The organism is Glutamicibacter sp. M10 (assembly GCF_025452055.1).
In the GTDB taxonomy this organism is placed as follows: Bacteria; Actinomycetota; Actinomycetes; order Actinomycetales; family Micrococcaceae; genus Glutamicibacter.
Genome location: NZ_CP104918.1, coordinates 943,856 through 959,598, shown reverse-complemented (window position 1 = coordinate 959,598; position 15,743 = coordinate 943,856). Strand labels below are relative to the sequence as shown.

Genomic DNA, 15,743 nt, shown 5'->3' with positions numbered 1-15,743 from the left:
AGGTTAATGCTCAACAAGGATCCCGTCGATGTCTGCGTGGACCATCGCACCTGGACGCACCTTCACGTCCCCAATGGTGATCACTTCATCTACCGCACCATGTGAACGTTTGACCGTCTTGCGTGGGTTGCTACCAAGCGCCTTGATGCCCAGCTCAAGCTCCGCCAGCGCTGCGCGGTCGCGCACCGCGCCGTGGATAATGACGCCAGCCCAGCCATTAAGCTCCGCACTGGCGGCAATCATGTCGCCCATCAGTGCAAAGCGCAGGGATCCCCCACCATCAACGACCAGGACTGCACCCTCACCGGGGAAGCTCAAGAGCTCCTTGATCAGCCCGTTGTCTTCAAAGCACTTCACTGTGCGCGCTGGACCGTTAAACGATAGGCGTCCGCCGAAGTCTTGGAATTGCACACTAACGGACTGTAAAGCCTCACCATGCTGGTCATAGAGGTCTGCAGTGCTAATCGGTTCCTGCTGCATTCGGGCTCCTTAGAATCTGCGAAGGTGTTCCACAACACAGCATATCGGTGCCCCACGTACCAGCCAGTACAAGTTAGTTGTTACAGATCCAGTTCTGCTTGGTAGGCCTTAGCGTTCAGTGCGCCTAGGCGTGAATGGCGTCGGCCGTAACCAACGTAGATCCCGATGCCCACAAGCATCCAAATCCCAAAGACAACCCAGGTAATTCCGGCCAAGTTGAACATCAAGAACAGGCAGGCTGCGATGCCCAGAATGGGGGTGACTGGGTAGAGCGGAACACGGAAAGTACGTGGGGTATCTGGCTGAGTTTTACGCAGGTACATCACCGAGACACCAACCAGCGCAAAGGCAAAGAGCGTACCGATGCTGGTTGCTTCGGCCAGCTGACCCAAGGGGATCAGTGCGGCGGCAATTGCCACCACCAATCCAGTAACCCAGGTACCAACTACCGGTGTGTGGGTCTTGGGTGAAACCTTGGCGAAGAACTTTGGCACCAGCCCATCGCGCCCCATGGAGAGCAAGATACGCGTCTGTCCGTACAGGGCGGTGAGCACTACCGAGATAATCGCGATGACCGAAGCTAACGCAAAGGCCAGCACCAGCCACTTCTGTCCTGTGATCTCCGAAACGATCTGAACCAGCGCCGCTTCAGAAGTAGCGAACCAGTCCCACTGGCGGGCACCAATAGCGGCAACGGCTACCAGTACATAGATCGCGGTCACCAGCACCATGGCGATCATGATGGCCCGGGGCAGATCACGCTGCGGGTTTTTGCTTCCTCGCCCGCGGTGGAGGCAGCATCAAAACCGATGTAAGAGAAGAACACCATGGAGGCTGCACCGGTGACTCCGGCAGCGCCCATCGGTAACAACGGAGCAAAGTTTCCCGCATCAAAAGCGGTAAAAGCAACAATGACAAAGAAGATCAGGATGGCGATTTTCGCCAACACCATCACGGTGTTTGCTAGCGCAGATTCACGCGCTCCACGTACCAGCAACAGGGTTGCAAGAACCACCACGATCAGCGCGGAGAGGTTGATAACCCCGCCTTCGCCCGGGCCGCCTGCCAAAGAATCAGGCAAGGACAGGCCAAAGATTTGCAGGGTCTGGTTGACATACGCGCCAGCGCCCACGGCAACGGCGGCCGCTGAAACTGCGTACTCCAAGACCAAGCACCAACCGCAGATCCATGCCACACCTTCACCCAAGGTGGCATAGGAGTACGAGTAGCTAGATCCGGAAACCGGAACCATGCCAGCCATCTCGGCATAGGACACTGCCGAAAGAAGCGCCGTGATGCCGGCAAGCACAAAGGCAATCCAGATCGCCGGACCAGCCACTGGAACGGCAGATCCAAGGATCACCAAGATGCCGGTTCCGAGGGTTGCACCAACGGAGATCATCACCAGCTGCAAGACGCCCAGTGAGCGCTTAAGCTGCCCGAGCCCTGCGTTGTTGGCTGCGTCGTTGCTCATCGCCTTGATGGATTTGCGTCGGCGCAACTGCTTGCCCAGAGGGGTGCTGCCTGATGGCTCGGTGGTGCTGGTGCTACTCACGGGGAATCCTTGAACGTGTTACGGCAAACGAGAACGCGCTGAGACTATCTATGGTGGACAGTCCCAGCGCGTGATGCGTGGTTAAGCTTTATTATCAGTCTTCAAACTTCTTGTCCGGGTTCGAGGAAGATCGGTTCACGCCGGTTCCCTTGCCCAAATCTGGATCATTCTCCTTGCCGGCCATGGTCATCACCGAGATGACCAGCAGGCAAGCGATAAAGGCGATGCCGAAGCATGCTAGGCCGATATCAAAGCGCAAAGGATTTTGTGATCCGCCGGTGGAGCTAACCAGGCCGACAACTCCTGCGATGAGCGCCATGACCAGCGAAAAGCTCAGTGGACCCTTGATTGACTGGCTCCACGGCTGCTTCTTCTTGTCGTTTCCCACCAAGAACTCCGTTTCTACTTTTCGTGCAGGCCTTAAGACTAGTTGCTTTCCGGCTCTGGTGTATCGCTTGCGTTCGCGGTTGCTGCCTTCATTTCGTGGCGATGCCCAAAGCCAGCAATCAGCTCGAAGACCGCCAGAATAATGGTGCCGCCACCAATCAGGCCGAAGAGCGCATGGGCGTCCATGCCCCCGGACAGGCTCAGTGCAATGGCCAAGATCACGCCTACTGCACCGGATACCAGCTGGTTTCTAAACGGCGGGAACTGCTCGCGCAGCTTCGTAAAGACATAAAGCTCGGCAATACCGGAGACTAGGAAAGCGAATGCAGCAATGTAGCTGATCCAGGCGACCGAATCAACAAAGATAGTCGCGATACCTGCCAACATCATCAACCCAGCACCCAGAACGTAAGGGCTACGCGACTTTGCAGGCGCGCTTTCCACCGCTACGTATTGCCACATCAATGCGGCGGTGACCACGAAGAACGCTGCAGTTACATAGGCCAGAGCATTCTGGTCCGCTCCGATCCAGAAGATGGAGAGCAGAGCGTAGATAACGGCAGTGACACCGCGCATAAGGACTGGGCGGAATACTTCTTGGGCTTGAACTGGGGTGGTTGTTGGTGCAGGCACAATTTCTATTCTACCGTTCATAGAACTAACTGCCAGCTGGACCGGGGTTCCTCACATCCTAGGGTGATGATGCTTCTCGCCGAGGGACATCAACAGTTTCAGTTTTCGCATCTTCAAAGCTGCGAATTACCTCCGCTACACGCCCAAGCGCATCCAGGCCGTTCCGCGGGCGCGCACCGCGAGGGTCACCCCGCGTGAGGCCATGAACCCTAGGGCAAAGGCCACCCAGATCCACCAAATTGCCCATGTTGGTTCGGGCGCCAAAGCCAGCACAGCCCACAGCATCGGAAGGTACACCACCAGGTTCACCACGGAAGCCAACCCCAAGTAGCGGGCATCGCCAGCGCCGATCAGTACCCCATCAAGTACAAACACCAGCCCGCACAACGGCTGCGACAAGGCCAGAGCCCACAATCCCACCGTAGTTAGCTGACGGATCTGCTCATCAGGAGTGAAGATCATCGGGAAGATCCATGAGGTGGCTAGCAGCAGAATGCCGGTGGCCGCTCCAAAGTAGATTCCCCAACGACTCATGATGCCGGTGAGTTTGCGGACGCGCTGTGCATCACCGCGGCCTAGTTCTTGGCCAATCATCGCCTGAGCAGCAATCGCCAAAGCATCAAGGGCAAAGGCGAGGAAACTGAAGATGGTAAAGACCAATTGGTGTGCGGCCAAGGTCTGCGTCCCCGAAGACGTCGCTACAAGAACCGTGAGCAGCAGGGCCGCACGCATGGTCAGATTACGCAGCATTAGCCAGGATCCAACTTGACCGGTGGAGATAAATCCTGCCCAGCTCGGCGCCAGCGAGATCCCTTGTTCACGGATCCGCGGTAGCAACATCCACAGGTAGACGGCCGCCATCAACCACTGGGCAATTGAAGTACCTAAGCCCGCACCGGCCACCGACATGTGGGCGCCATAAACCAAGGCGAAGTTCAACACGATATTCAGACCAAAGCCCACGGTGGCAACCACGAGTGGCGTTTTGGTGTCTTGCATTCCGCGCAATACACCGGTGGCAGCGAGCACCAACAGCATGGCGGTCAACCCCGGCAACGAGTAGTGGATGTAGTCCACCGCAAAGTCGGCAGTCACCCCATCTGAACCCATCAGCAGAACCAGCGGTCGGGCGCCGAAGTACCCGAGGACCGAAAGCAGCACACCAATGACAACCGCAAACCACATGCCGTCACGTCCGGCAGCCATGGCTTGGGCTGGTCGTCCGGCACCGATGGCACGTGCCACCGCCGGAGTGGTGGCATAAGCCAAGAAGATCATCAGTCCCACAGCGGTCTGCAACACCGTGGTGCCCAGGGCTGCGCCGGCCAACTCGTTCACTCCAAGGTGGCCAACGATGGCAGAGTCCGCCATCAAGAACAGTGGCTCAGCAATGAGCGCACCGAGGGCGGGCACTGCTAGGGCAAGGATCTGCCGCGAGATGTTCTTCGGGGAATCGATGGGGGTTGATGAGCTCACAGACTCCACTCTACGAAGCACCGCTAGCTTTCACCATTCATGCCCAGCTGGCAAGACAATTCTTGGTAGTGCTCGTCCGCTGGGGATCGCTGAAAAACTAGGCCTTACCCAAGGATGGATCCCGCTTGGATAAGAAGGACGCCAGAAGCATGGCCAGCGCCTGCAGCGTGATGACGCTGAGGACAACGCTGCCCCAGCCCAAGTGCATGAACGGAATACCGATGAGCCATCCGAGCACCGATGAACCAACGTAGTAGAACAGGTTGTACAGGCTGGATGCTTGGGCCCGAGCGTCCGCAGCCAAGACAGGAACCCAGCCGCTGGCCACCGCGTGCGCTGCAAAAATCCGGCGGTGAAGATCAACAGGCCGACAACAATCACGATGAGGTTTCCGGCCAGGGTCAAGGCTAGGCCGAGCGCGCTGAGCAGGATGCTCAGGCGAAGGGTATTACGCCGTCCTATTTTGGCCACCACTTTGCCACTGGCCACCGAGGTGTAGGTGCCAGAAAGGTAAGCCAAGAATACGAGAGCTGCCAGCGAGGATGGGATCAGATACGGTGGGGCTTCCAGGCGGAAAGCGAGGTAGTTGTATACGGCGACAAAGCCACCCATCAGCAAGAAGCCTTGGGCGTAAACCAAAGCCATTTTGCCGCGCAGTGCCCGCCCAAACTTCGCGGCGATGCCCTTGAGGTTTTGGCCTCGGATTGGGGCAAAACCTCGGGCCGGCGGGGCTTTGAGCAAGAAGAACAAAGTGGCCAATCCGGCCATAATGCTCACCGCTGCGATTCCCCAGCGCCATCCTGCGGGTTCGCCGATAAAGCTGGCTACCAGACGTCCGGCCAGCCCGCCCAGGGTGGTACCTGAAATGTACGTGCCGCTAGCTACTGCCACTGCTTTTGGATTAACCTCATCAACGAGGAAGGCCAACGCCGATCCGGGAACGCCGGCCAGGGCAAGCCCTTCAAAGAATCGAATGGCAACTAGGGTTTCAAAATTAGGTGACTGGGTGCTGAGCAAGCCAAGTAGAACCGACGCGATCAGCGCCGCGCAGATCACCTTGCGCCGGCCAATTCGATCCGAGATGATGGCCCACGGGGTGACCGCAAGCGCTAATCCCAGGGTGGCCGAAGAGACGGCCAAGGCAGCTTGAGATGAGCTGATCTGGAAGTAGTCGGAGATGACTGGAAGCAGTCCCTGCACCGCGTATAGCTGAGAGAAAGTGGCAACACCACTAGCAAATAATGCCAGCAGCATGCCACGATAGGCCGGGGTGCGTGGAACATGTCCGGTAAAAGACACTTCTTTAGACTCCTGCAGGAAGTAATGGGTAGATCAGATACACAACTAACAAAGCCACGGTGTTATTCAGCACGTGGAACATGTAGGAATAGGCCATCGACTTACCGCTGAGGATGTAAGCAAGGCCCATCATGATTCCGAGCATGAAGTACGGAACTACTTCTAGCCACGAACTAACGCCAGCTCCAACAAAGTGGATTCCGGCAAACAAGAGTGTGGAGATCAGTAAAGTGATCCAGACATTAAGCTTGCGAGAGAGCTTGCCGATGAGCAGATGACGGAAGAAGTATTCCTCAACAAAGGGGCCAAAGAACGCGGTGACAACCAACATCACCGGTAATGGGACGGTTCCGGCCATGCTTTCTAGGGCAGCCTGGTTTTCGCTGGTGACCGCTTGACCGGTAAGCCCTGCCACCAGCGCGTTGAGCATGATGGTCAGCAGCCAGCCACCGGGCAGCATCAGCCATTTTGCTAACGAGTGGTAGCGCATGGTCTTGAAGGACTCGAAAAATTGCGGCCCGCACTGGATCATGGCCAGCACAAAAAACGTGACATACAGGATCAGGTTGATCCCGAACAACGCCTGATCTTGGGTGTCGAAGGCATCCATATACCCAGGGATCAGGGCGATCAGGCTCGCTGCTCCCCCGATGAAGAAAATCAGGTAGGCCAAGACGGTGAACAGGTCGCCCTTGCTGAATTTTCCAGCGTTGAAGACACGTTGTTTGGGCCTGAGCGGTGCATACTGAGTCGGGTGTTCGGGCCACTGTTGCATGGTACAAGCCTACTGTCGTTAGCTATGGAATTCGTAAACTGTAGGCTGTCTGGCCTATGAATCGCTTCACGTAGAACTTGCAGACATGACAGACCCCGGAACTGGTGCTGTGTGCACAGCACTCATCCCGGGGTCGCTTCGAGCCACGGCCGTAGCCCTAGCTCAATGCAAAACTAGTTGCGGTCGAAACCTTCGCGACCCTTGTCCACAAATGCTGGGAACAGGATCTTGTAGGTTACGCCTGCGATGGCCGCACCAATAATTGGAGCGAGGATAAATAGCCACACCTGACCCAAGGCTTCTGGCCCGGCGAACCAAGCAACACCCAACGAACGCGCTGGGTTAACCGAAGTATTGGTGACCGGGATGGAAACCAAGTGGATCAACGTCAAAGATAGACCAATAGCAATTGGACCGAAGCCCTTTGGTGCACGCTCGTCGGTGGAACCCAGAATCACGTATAGGAAAATGGCGGTGAGCACGATTTCAGCAATCAATGCTGCTACCAGCGAATAGCCATCTGGTGAGCGATCGCCATAACCGTTGGAAGCAAATCCTGATTCAACCGCACTGAAGCCGTCTTTGCCTGAGGCAATCGCGAACAGCACGGCACCTGCTACCGAAGCGGCAACAATCTGCGTAACGATGTATGGTCCAACGTCCTTCCACGGGGTACGGCCGGCGAAGGCTGTTCCGAGGGTGACCGCTGGGTTGAAGTGTCCGCCTGAAATATGGCCGACCGCGTAGGCCATGACCAGCACGGTTAGACCGAAGGCCAGTGAAACACCGACAAATCCGATCCCCATGTTGACCGATTCATCCGCGATGACCTTTGCGGCGAAGATGGCCGAACCACAGCCACCGAAGACCAGCACAAATGTGCCCAAGAATTCTGCCGAGAGTTTTGCGCCCACAGTGGGCACGGCAATGTCTGACATCCGTTCTTTCCCTTTCCTCGATGAATAATGCGAGTTCACTGTCAGCTTATGTCCATCGAAGGACACCTGAATAGAGATTTCACCAATTATTCCGATGCATCTCGCGAAGTATTCTCTTGTCAGGTCGCTTGCCTGCAGTTTTGGGGTTGCTTGTGACAAACGCTGGTAACAAAAGACAAATCCTCACTAGCGGTGGAACTAACCGACAGTTATGCGACTACAGGCCGACGTTCAACTATGGCTGCCGCCAGAATACCGACCACAACGCCAAGGAGATTGCCCATAGCGCAGTCCCATAACATTTGGGATCCTGCCAACGGATTCGCTGCTTGGAGCATCAAGATGACCAACGGGGTGAAAAAACTGAGAGCAAGACCGTAGTTACGCACCATGTAGGCTTCAGTCGGGAACATCAGTCCGATAATCAGGCACCCGGCCGCGACTTCATTGGGCTGAAGATAGCTAATTCCCATCAACACCACGATGCCGGCTAGGGTTCCGGCGATGCGGTTGGCTCCTCGTTGCAGTCGACCTCGGGCGTTGCCGACGGCCAGAGGAACGGCCGCTCCAGCCAGTGTCCACTGAAGGTGCTCAACCTGGAGGAAAATCCCCAACGCCCCAGCTAGGAAAATAACTATCAGGTAGGTTCTGACCCTGCGCAGGATGCCTGGCCAATAAATATCGTGGACGGCTACTACCCGTTGCGCGGCTCGGTCGAATCGCGTCGCTTGGCCGAGCAAGACACTGAACAGCGCGGTGACCACAAACGCCATAAGTCCATCCACAGCGGGCAGGTCCTTCACCGGCAAGGTTCCCAAGGCGCCAAACGCGAAAAGCGGAAAGAAGGCGCCGCCTGGTTTGATCCCAAATCGATCGGCGACCAGCGAGCTGAAGGCAGCCCAAAACATTGCCCCGGCAAGCAACCGCCACCCATGTATTGCCATCGGGGCCACAACGATCCCGCAGATTCCGGCGCCGAGCATCAAAGCCATGGCAATCAGCTGGTTCTTCAGCCGTTGCCAACGATGCGGATCGCGCCCGTACATTCCGACAATTGACCCAAAGACCGCATAGGCAAGTAGATCCACCCGACCCATCAGCAACAGCAAACTGCCTGGGATACCCAAGCCGAGGCCTACGCGCAGGGCCGGACGGATCTCAGGGCTGTGCGCGATGAGGAAGAGTTGCCAGTCCACGAGTGAAGCCATCTTCGACTTGACCTTTGGAATGGCCGCAAAAACGTCGGCCGGTTTTCCCGCCGGCATCACGCAGACCTAGTCTGCACGGCACTTGGCCGCTTGTTTGAACTGACTTGTCCCACTGTACTGTCCCCGCATCTAGTTGCATGACCCGATTCGTTTCTGGGGCTCGGGTCTGCCTCTAGGATCAAGGATCAGACTTGATCAATTCCAACAATCACAATCAATGATTCAATAATCATTCATTATGATCACTAGTGGTTGACTTATCGCTCAACTCAAATGTGTCAAAAATAATCTCCTTTAACGCCTGCGTCATCAAAGTTAACGGTTTGTCATCGACCATGACCACAGAGATTTGAGAGGTGACTTGCGGATTGTCCAGCCGAGTTAGCTCGATTCCTGGAAGGGCGCCCAATGGAGGCAGCCATTGGCGAGGGACAATGCTGGCCCAATGCCCGGTCGACACATGCGCCAAGAGGGTCACTATCGAATCACATTCAATTCGTGGTGAAACCTCCAAAGAATGCTGGCTGAGGGTCTGGTCCAAGACTTGGCGTCCGCGAAGAGAAGAATCGAGAAGACACAGCGGCATTTCCAATGCTGTCGCCCATGACTCAACAGCATCTTTCTTACGCATGCCCGTCGCGGTGAGCAGCACATGCTCCTCTGCATACAGCGGGTACACCAGCAACCCGGCCACATCCTGTGGCTCTGCGTAGATCAGGCCCGCATCAAGCTCGTAGTTCCTGATCTGTCGGACAATCTCTTGTGAACGCAGACTCGCTTGAACATTGATGCGTGTCTCGGGATAGGCTCGCGCAAACTTGTCAGTGAGCATCGCGACCGTGGAAGAGGCAGCGGGAACAGCACCAATGCGCAGTGTGCCGTTCAGACCATGAAGATGATGAGAAACTTCCTGTTTCAGCGACTCATGGTCTTTTAAGAGTTTTCGCGCCCATTTGAGCACGGTCTGCCCTTCGGGGGTCAGGCTCTGGAAAGCGTGGTTCCGCCTAACCAATGGGACACCGAGTTCTTTCTCAAGTTTTCGGATCCCCTCCGATAAGGCCGGCTGGGACACAGCGCATTCTTCAGCGGCCCGGGCAAAATGCCCTTCATTGGCCAAAGCCACCAGATATTCCAGCTGTCTAAGCATCATGATCACATTGCATCATCATCGGGATGAGAAACGCTATTGATGACCTACTGGCGTGCCATACCAATCGGATCTGGAGCGCTGTCAGATATAACAAAGGACCCCGATATCTGACAGATTTTCTGTCAGAGATCTGGGTCCTAAAAGCGAAGAAAACCTACTCGGTTTCTTCCTTTGCTTCCGGCGCCAACTCAGCAGCCACCGGAGCACCGGCAGCTACCGCAGGAACGGCAGCGGTATCTGGATTTGCGTCCACATCCTCAGCCGGACCAGCAAACTGCGATTGGTACAACCGGTAGTACGCACCCTGCGTTTTCAGCAGATACTCGTGGTTGCCCTGCTCTACAATCTTTCCCGATTCCATCACCAAAATGGTGTCGGCGTCACGGATTGTTGACAGGCGGTGAGCAATCACAAAGCTAGTGCGGTCACTGCGCAAGGCGGCCATGGCCTGCTGCACCAGCAACTCGGTACGCGTATCCACCGAGCTGGTTGCCTCATCAAGGATCAGCAAGGATGGATTGGCCACAAACGCGCGCGCGATCGTGATCAGCTGCTTCTCGCCGGCCGAGACGTTGGTACCTTCTTCATCGATAATGGTGTCGTAGCCATCAGGCAGCGCACGCACAAATCGATCAACGAACGTTGCCTTGGCTGCCTCGATGACTTCCTCATCGGTAGCATCCAGACGTCCGTAGCGGATGTTCTCCATAATGCTTCCGCCAAACAGCCACGCATCCTGAAGCACCATGCCCACCTTGGAACGCAGATCTGCACGCGAGAGCTGGGTGATGTCATGGTTATCAACCAAGATCTTCCCGGAGTTCAGCTCGTAGAAGCGCATCACCAAGTTCACCAAGGTGGTCTTGCCGGCACCGGTTGGTCCGACAATGGCCACGGTGTGCCCAGGATCAGCGTCAAAGGACAGGTCCTCAATCAGTGGCTGCTGTGGGGCGTAGGAGAAGGAGACGTTCTGGAAGGAGACGTGACCGTCGGTGCGTTCAGGCAGTGCTACCTGCGCGTCTTCCGGATCTTGTTCCTCGGCATCCAACAGCTCAAAGGTACGCTCTGCCGAAGCCACACCGGACTGCAGCATATTTGCCACACCAGCGATCTGGCCCAGTGGCTGGGTGAACTCGCGCGAGTACTGGATGAATGCCGTGGCATCACCAAGGCTCATCGCACCCGAGGCTACGCGCAACCCGCCCACCACGGCGATGCCGACGTAGGACAGGTAGGACACGAAGTTCATCACTGGCATGATCATGCCTGAGACAAACTGTGCACCGAAGCTAGCTTTGTACAGCTCTTCGTTGCGGGTAGTGAAACGTGCAACCATGTCCTCTTCACGGCCGAAGACCTTCATAAGCTCATGTCCGGAGAAGGACTCTTCGATCTGGCCGTTCAGTGCACCGGTGTTTTTCCACTGGGCAGTGAACAGCTTCTGTGCCTTGGAACCAATGAAGCCTGCGGCCACACCGGATAGTGGCAGCGCCACCAACGCGATCAACGCCATCTGCCAAGAGACCACAAACATCATGATGACAATGCCAATAACCGTCATGATGGACTGCACCAACTGGCTCAATGCCTGCTGCAATGCGTTCTGAATGTTGTCCACGTCGTTGGTCACGCGAGAGAGAATGTCTCCGCGCTGGCGGGTATCAAAGTAGTTCAGTGGCAGACGGTTGATCTTGTCTTCAACATCCTTACGCAGGTTGTAAACCACGCGCATGACCAGTTTGTTCAGCAACCAACCTGAAGCCCAAGAGAAGACTGAGGCCACGAAGTACATGGACAGCACAATCAGGATGAACTGCGAGAGCTGAGTGAAGTCGATGCCCTGACCGGGGACAAAATTCACCTTAGACAGCATGTCAGCTTGGGTGTCCTGACCGGAGTCACGCAATTGCTGAACAATGACGTCGGCAGGAGTTCCGGCAGGAAGATTCTTGCCGATCAGACCAGCAAAGATCACGTCCATGGCTTTACCCAGAACGCGAGGGGCAATCACCGAAAGCACTACGTACACGGTGATCAGTGCAAAGACGAGAACCATGCCCCACTTATAGGGGGACATCAGTCCTACCAGGCGTTTGGCCGATGGCCAGAAGCGCTCAGCTTTACGCGCTGGAGCACCACCGCTCCAGTCGTCTGCACCGGCGGCGACTTCAAATTCATCAATTGCGGCGAGCTCGCTATCAAGCTGCTCTGGTTCCACATTTTTCTGTTTTTTCGCCACTTAGGCCACCTCCTCCACGCTCAGCTGGGATGTCACAATTTCTTGATAGGTTTCCGAGGATTCCAAGAGTTCTTCATGAGTTCCTCGGGCCACGATTTCTCCGTGATCCAAGACGAGGATTTGATCCGCCTCGGTAATGGTGGAGACTCGCTGGGCCACGATGATGACCGCTGCATCCTTGGTTGGTTCCGCCAACGCCGCACGAAGCTTGGCATCGGTGTTCACATCCAAAGCAGAGAACGAATCATCAAAGAGGTAGGTGTTTGGCTTGGCTGCCAAGGCACGGGCGATGCATAGTCGCTGACGCTGACCGCCGGAGACGTTGGTACCGCCCTGAGCAATGGTGGATTCCAGCTGGCCATCACGTTCAGCAACAAAATCTGCTGACTGCGCGATTCTCAAAGCTTCCCAGAGCTGCTCATCGCTTGCGTCCTGAGCACCAAAGCGCAGGTTGCTGGCAATGGTTCCGGAGAACAGGTAAGGGCGCTGTGGCACAGAGGAAATATTCTGTGAAATTGCCTCTCGGCCCAGTTCCTTCAGTGGAGCACCGCCGATGAGAATCTCACCTTCGGTGGCGTCATAGAGCCTAGGAATCAGGTTCAACAAGGTGGTTTTGCCAGCGCCGGTAGAACCGATAATAGCGGTGGTCTGTCCAGGCTTGGCAGTGAAGGAAACGTTGGACAGTACGGGAGCTTCTGCACCCGGGTAGCCAAAACTCACGTTTTTGAATTCAACGGTGCCAGGCTCTGGAAGAGCGACGTCGCGGTCTTCCGCGTCCTTCATCGATGGCTCACTGTCGAGGACCTCAGAAATACGGTCAGCTGAAACCATTGCGCGTGGAATCATCATGGCCATGAAGGTACCCATCATGACTGCCATCAGGATCTGCAGCATGTACTGCAAGAAGGCGGTCAGTGCGCCAACTTCCACCTGGCCGTTATCTACACGATGACCACCGAACCACAACACTGCTGCGGTGGAAAGGTGAAGGATCATGGTGATGGCTGGGAACATCAGCACAAACAGGTTACCGACCTTCACACCAAGGTTGGTCAGCTTCTGGTTGGCGTCAGCATAACGTTCGGTTTCGTGCTCTTCACGGACAAAGGCGCGAACAACACGGATACCGGTGATCTGCTCGCGCAGCACCCCGTTGATCCCATCGATTCGTACCTGCATGTCACGGAATAGTGGCATCAGCTTGATGACCAGCAGGCCAACAACAATCAGTACCATTGGTACCGAAACCCAGACTAGCCATGACAGTCCGGGATCTTCGCGGATAGCCATGACGACGCCACCAATGGACATGATTGGTGCGTTGATCATGAAGTTTAATGCCATCAAGGTCAGCATTTGGATTTGCTGCACGTCGTTGGTGCCACGGGTGATCAGGGTGGCGGCACCAAACTTGTTGACGTCCTGAGCTGAGAAGGTGGAGACCTTTTCAAAGACAGACTGTCGGATGTCACGGCCCACGCTCATGGCGGTTTTGGCTCCGAAGTAGACGGCAGCCACAGCGGTGACTACCTGAACAAGAGCAACAATGAGCATCAGTCCGCCGGTACGCCAGATGTAGTCAATATCTGCGGACTGCACGCCTACGTCAATGATTTTGGCGTTCAGGCTGGGAAGGTAGAGAGTGGCCATGGTGGTGGCCAACTGCAAGATGATTACGGCAATAATCCAGCCTGTATAAGGCTTGGAGTGTTTCAAGATGAGCTTGAGAAGCATGTGGAAAAATCCTCGCTGGCATCAGGCTCTCCGGCACCAGGCCACTTCGGATTAAGGGCGCGATGATTGAAGAGCGATTGCCAGTCTAACCCGGTGCACCGACAAGTAGAATCATCCTTGCGATTGATTTTTGCCAATCGCTATCTTGTCGTTCAAAATCCGCATGATCTCAGGGTCTGGTGGTGCCGATCTTAGGCGCTAATCAATCACCTGATCTTGCTTCTCTAAGCCTTCATGGCTCGCCAGTTAGTTACCGGCCCTTCTCTGTGCAGATGCAGAATCTGTTGTTCTGAGCATCGGTGACCACTACAAAGCTGGGCGCACTTTCGTGATCAAGTTTGGCTCCGGTTTGTTGCAGTTCATCAAGCACCGGCTGGCTCTCGGAATGGGCGCGCCAGACATCTAGGTGCAGACGATTATCGTTCGGCGTTTGGGTCTCCTGGAACCAGATGGCTGGCAGTCGATGATTAGGGTCGGCCAAGCTGCCATCGCCCTTCTCTTTATATCCAAGACCGGCAGCCCACTGAGCACTAATCTCACTCACGTCGGCGGTGTCTACCGCGATCTCCACAACACCAATGAGATCGGTTCGTGCGGTGGCTCCCAAGGCTGCCGCGCGCTCAGAGATTTTGCTCGCCAAGGCGATATCACGGGTGGTGACTTGTGAGCCAACATCATGGGATGTTGTGGTGACAAAAAGAATGTTGTATCGCCAGTCGACGTCCGGATGATGATTATCTAGTTCAGCAGCGCTGGCAATATCTGCAAACAGCTCAATGGTTGCAGCTGCAGTCTTGGTTTGAAAAACTGCGGCGATAGCTCCGGGAACTAATCGCCATTGGGACAGCTCCTCAAGGTATTGATTTACTTGTTGCCTATCAAGAATGTCGTTGTCACTCATGGTTATCCTTTCCGTGACAAATAGCTGTAAACAAAAAGCTGATCCGCCACTGCACTAGTGGCGGATCAGCTTGGCATTCCAGAGCACCGTGCTCTGGCAGTTACTCACTTACGAAGCTACGTATCCCCTCCCGCCAGAGAGGATTACCGCTCGTCTTGTCGGTACTGCGCCTCATCTGGGGCATCCAGCTCAGGATCCACTCCGGTGATCGGTTCGGCGTGATCAGGGGTGACCGGCTCTGCATCGGTCTCGGAATATTCGGTCAGATCCACACCGTCCTCAGGGACATGCTCGTCATCTGGCTCCCCGGCTGGCCAGGTATTTTCAACCAGGTTCTTGTCTGGGTCTTTCAACGTTTCTTTAGCACTGCCGAACAAATCTTTTACCTTGTCCAAAAATCCCATGATCTTTCTCCATTTCTGTGGGGCGTGCAGATCATCTATTTCAATGCCACAAGTGGCATCTGTGGTCGGTGTTTTCGGTGCTTACTTGCCAGAACCGTAGTGGCTATCCGGCATCAAACCGATCATCGTCGGTTGAGGTTGCTAATTCTTCGTTGTCGCTTTGTACTTCGCCACGACGCACAACGCGCTCGTCGCCCGGTTCTGCGGATTCATCGAGCTCTGCCGTGCGTGCTGGTTCTTCTGGATTCTTGCGGTCACCCATCACGATCTCCTGATCTGTCTGACTAGATTCGAGAATTAGGAATTGCGTAGAGCCTTGATCAATTCACTCTTGACCATTTTGGAACGACCCTTGATGCCAATTTCACCGGCCCGCTTGCGAAGTTCGGCAACGCTCCAGTCGTCATAGTCACCAGCTTCTCCGCCTCGCTTGCCTACCGCGGATCTTCCGTCGCGAGCTGCGGCATTGGCGATTCGTGCTGACTTCTGTTTGGAGTTGCCCTCTTCGCGCAGTTCTTCATAGAGTTCTTCGTCTTTGATAGGGCTTTGTGCTTTCCCTGCCAT

The 15,743-nt window shown here is 55.5% G+C and carries 15 protein-coding genes and 1 pseudogene; all 16 read right to left on the bottom strand.

Features of this window, described 5'->3' with window-relative positions:
- Positions 1-3 precede the first annotated feature (3 nt).
- Positions 4-480, bottom strand: a complete 477-nt coding sequence (rraA, locus tag N6V40_RS04705) for a ribonuclease E activity regulator RraA (protein ID WP_131089340.1) — start codon at positions 478-480, stop codon at positions 4-6.
- Between the two features lie 80 nt (positions 481-560).
- Positions 561-2,035: pseudogene (locus tag N6V40_RS04700) on the bottom strand (amino acid permease).
- Positions 2,036-2,129: 94 nt separating this feature from the next.
- Positions 2,130-2,423, bottom strand: coding sequence for a hypothetical protein (locus N6V40_RS04695; RefSeq protein ID WP_242632502.1), 294 nt, complete (start codon positions 2,421-2,423; stop codon positions 2,130-2,132).
- A gap of 38 nt (positions 2,424-2,461) precedes the next feature.
- Positions 2,462-3,055: an HdeD family acid-resistance protein gene (locus N6V40_RS04690; RefSeq protein WP_165477306.1), complete on the bottom strand. Its 594-nt coding sequence runs from the start codon at positions 3,053-3,055 to the stop codon at positions 2,462-2,464.
- A gap of 135 nt (positions 3,056-3,190) precedes the next feature.
- Complete coding sequence (locus N6V40_RS04685; RefSeq protein WP_131089343.1) at positions 3,191-4,531, bottom strand: MATE family efflux transporter; 1,341 nt, start codon at positions 4,529-4,531, stop codon at positions 3,191-3,193.
- Positions 4,532-4,561: 30 nt separating this feature from the next.
- Complete coding sequence (locus N6V40_RS04680; RefSeq protein WP_262199192.1) at positions 4,562-5,830, bottom strand: MFS transporter; 1,269 nt, start codon at positions 5,828-5,830, stop codon at positions 4,562-4,564.
- A gap of 4 nt (positions 5,831-5,834) precedes the next feature.
- Entirely contained in the window at positions 5,835-6,605 is a 771-nt protein-coding gene (locus tag N6V40_RS04675) for a CPBP family intramembrane glutamic endopeptidase (RefSeq protein WP_131089345.1), read from the bottom strand.
- Between the two features lie 173 nt (positions 6,606-6,778).
- Entirely contained in the window at positions 6,779-7,543 is a 765-nt protein-coding gene (gene aqpZ / locus N6V40_RS04670) for an aquaporin Z (RefSeq protein ID WP_131089346.1), read from the bottom strand.
- Positions 7,544-7,752: 209 nt separating this feature from the next.
- Positions 7,753-8,808, bottom strand: a complete 1,056-nt coding sequence (locus N6V40_RS04665) for an FUSC family protein (RefSeq protein WP_131089347.1) — start codon at positions 8,806-8,808, stop codon at positions 7,753-7,755.
- A gap of 172 nt (positions 8,809-8,980) precedes the next feature.
- A complete protein-coding gene (locus N6V40_RS04660) occupies positions 8,981-9,901 on the bottom strand; it encodes a LysR family transcriptional regulator (RefSeq protein WP_315973770.1) in 921 nt (306 codons plus the stop codon).
- Positions 9,902-10,055: 154 nt separating this feature from the next.
- On the bottom strand, positions 10,056-12,140 hold the full coding sequence (locus tag N6V40_RS04655; RefSeq protein WP_396268370.1) for an ABC transporter ATP-binding protein: 2,085 nt from the start codon (positions 12,138-12,140) through the stop codon (positions 10,056-10,058).
- The gene (locus tag N6V40_RS04650; protein ID WP_262199191.1) at positions 12,141-13,874 is read right to left on the bottom strand and encodes an ABC transporter ATP-binding protein; all 1,734 of its coding nucleotides are present in this window, start codon (positions 13,872-13,874) and stop codon (positions 12,141-12,143) included.
- 250 nt (positions 13,875-14,124) lie between these two features.
- A complete protein-coding gene (locus N6V40_RS04645) occupies positions 14,125-14,775 on the bottom strand; it encodes a 4a-hydroxytetrahydrobiopterin dehydratase (RefSeq protein ID WP_262199190.1) in 651 nt (216 codons plus the stop codon).
- A 143-nt stretch (positions 14,776-14,918) separates the two neighbouring features.
- Positions 14,919-15,179 carry a hypothetical protein gene (locus N6V40_RS04640; RefSeq protein WP_262199189.1) on the bottom strand — a complete coding sequence of 87 codons (261 nt, stop codon included), beginning with the start codon at positions 15,177-15,179 and terminating at the stop codon, positions 14,919-14,921.
- Positions 15,180-15,282: 103 nt separating this feature from the next.
- The gene (locus N6V40_RS04635; protein WP_262199188.1) at positions 15,283-15,441 is read right to left on the bottom strand and encodes a hypothetical protein; all 159 of its coding nucleotides are present in this window, start codon (positions 15,439-15,441) and stop codon (positions 15,283-15,285) included.
- A 35-nt stretch (positions 15,442-15,476) separates the two neighbouring features.
- Positions 15,477-15,743 (bottom strand): DUF7218 family protein, encoded by a 267-nt coding sequence (locus N6V40_RS04630; RefSeq protein ID WP_131089352.1) that lies wholly within the window; start codon positions 15,741-15,743, stop codon positions 15,477-15,479.

What these genes read in the sequence shown, in the direction of transcription:
- rraA (WP_131089340.1), bottom strand. Translation starts at nt 480, where the DNA reads ATGCAGCAGGAACCGATTAGCACTGCAGACCTCTATGACCAGCATGGT.
- N6V40_RS04675 (WP_131089345.1), bottom strand. Translation starts at nt 6,605, where the DNA reads ATGCAACAGTGGCCCGAACACCCGACTCAGTATGCACCGCTCAGGCCC.
- aqpZ (WP_131089346.1), bottom strand. Translation starts at nt 7,543, where the DNA reads ATGTCAGACATTGCCGTGCCCACTGTGGGCGCAAAACTCTCGGCAGAA.
- N6V40_RS04665 (WP_131089347.1), bottom strand. Translation starts at nt 8,808, where the DNA reads ATGCCGGCGGGAAAACCGGCCGACGTTTTTGCGGCCATTCCAAAGGTC.
- N6V40_RS04660 (WP_315973770.1), bottom strand. Translation starts at nt 9,901, where the DNA reads ATGATGCTTAGACAGCTGGAATATCTGGTGGCTTTGGCCAATGAAGGG.
- N6V40_RS04650 (WP_262199191.1), bottom strand. Translation starts at nt 13,874, where the DNA reads ATGCTTCTCAAGCTCATCTTGAAACACTCCAAGCCTTATACAGGCTGG.
- N6V40_RS04645 (WP_262199190.1), bottom strand. Translation starts at nt 14,775, where the DNA reads ATGAGTGACAACGACATTCTTGATAGGCAACAAGTAAATCAATACCTT.
- N6V40_RS04640 (WP_262199189.1), bottom strand. Translation starts at nt 15,179, where the DNA reads ATGGGATTTTTGGACAAGGTAAAAGATTTGTTCGGCAGTGCTAAAGAA.
- N6V40_RS04635 (WP_262199188.1), bottom strand. Translation starts at nt 15,441, where the DNA reads ATGGGTGACCGCAAGAATCCAGAAGAACCAGCACGCACGGCAGAGCTC.
- N6V40_RS04630 (WP_131089352.1), bottom strand. Translation starts at nt 15,743, where the DNA reads ATGGCAGGGAAAGCACAAAGCCCTATCAAAGACGAAGAACTCTATGAA.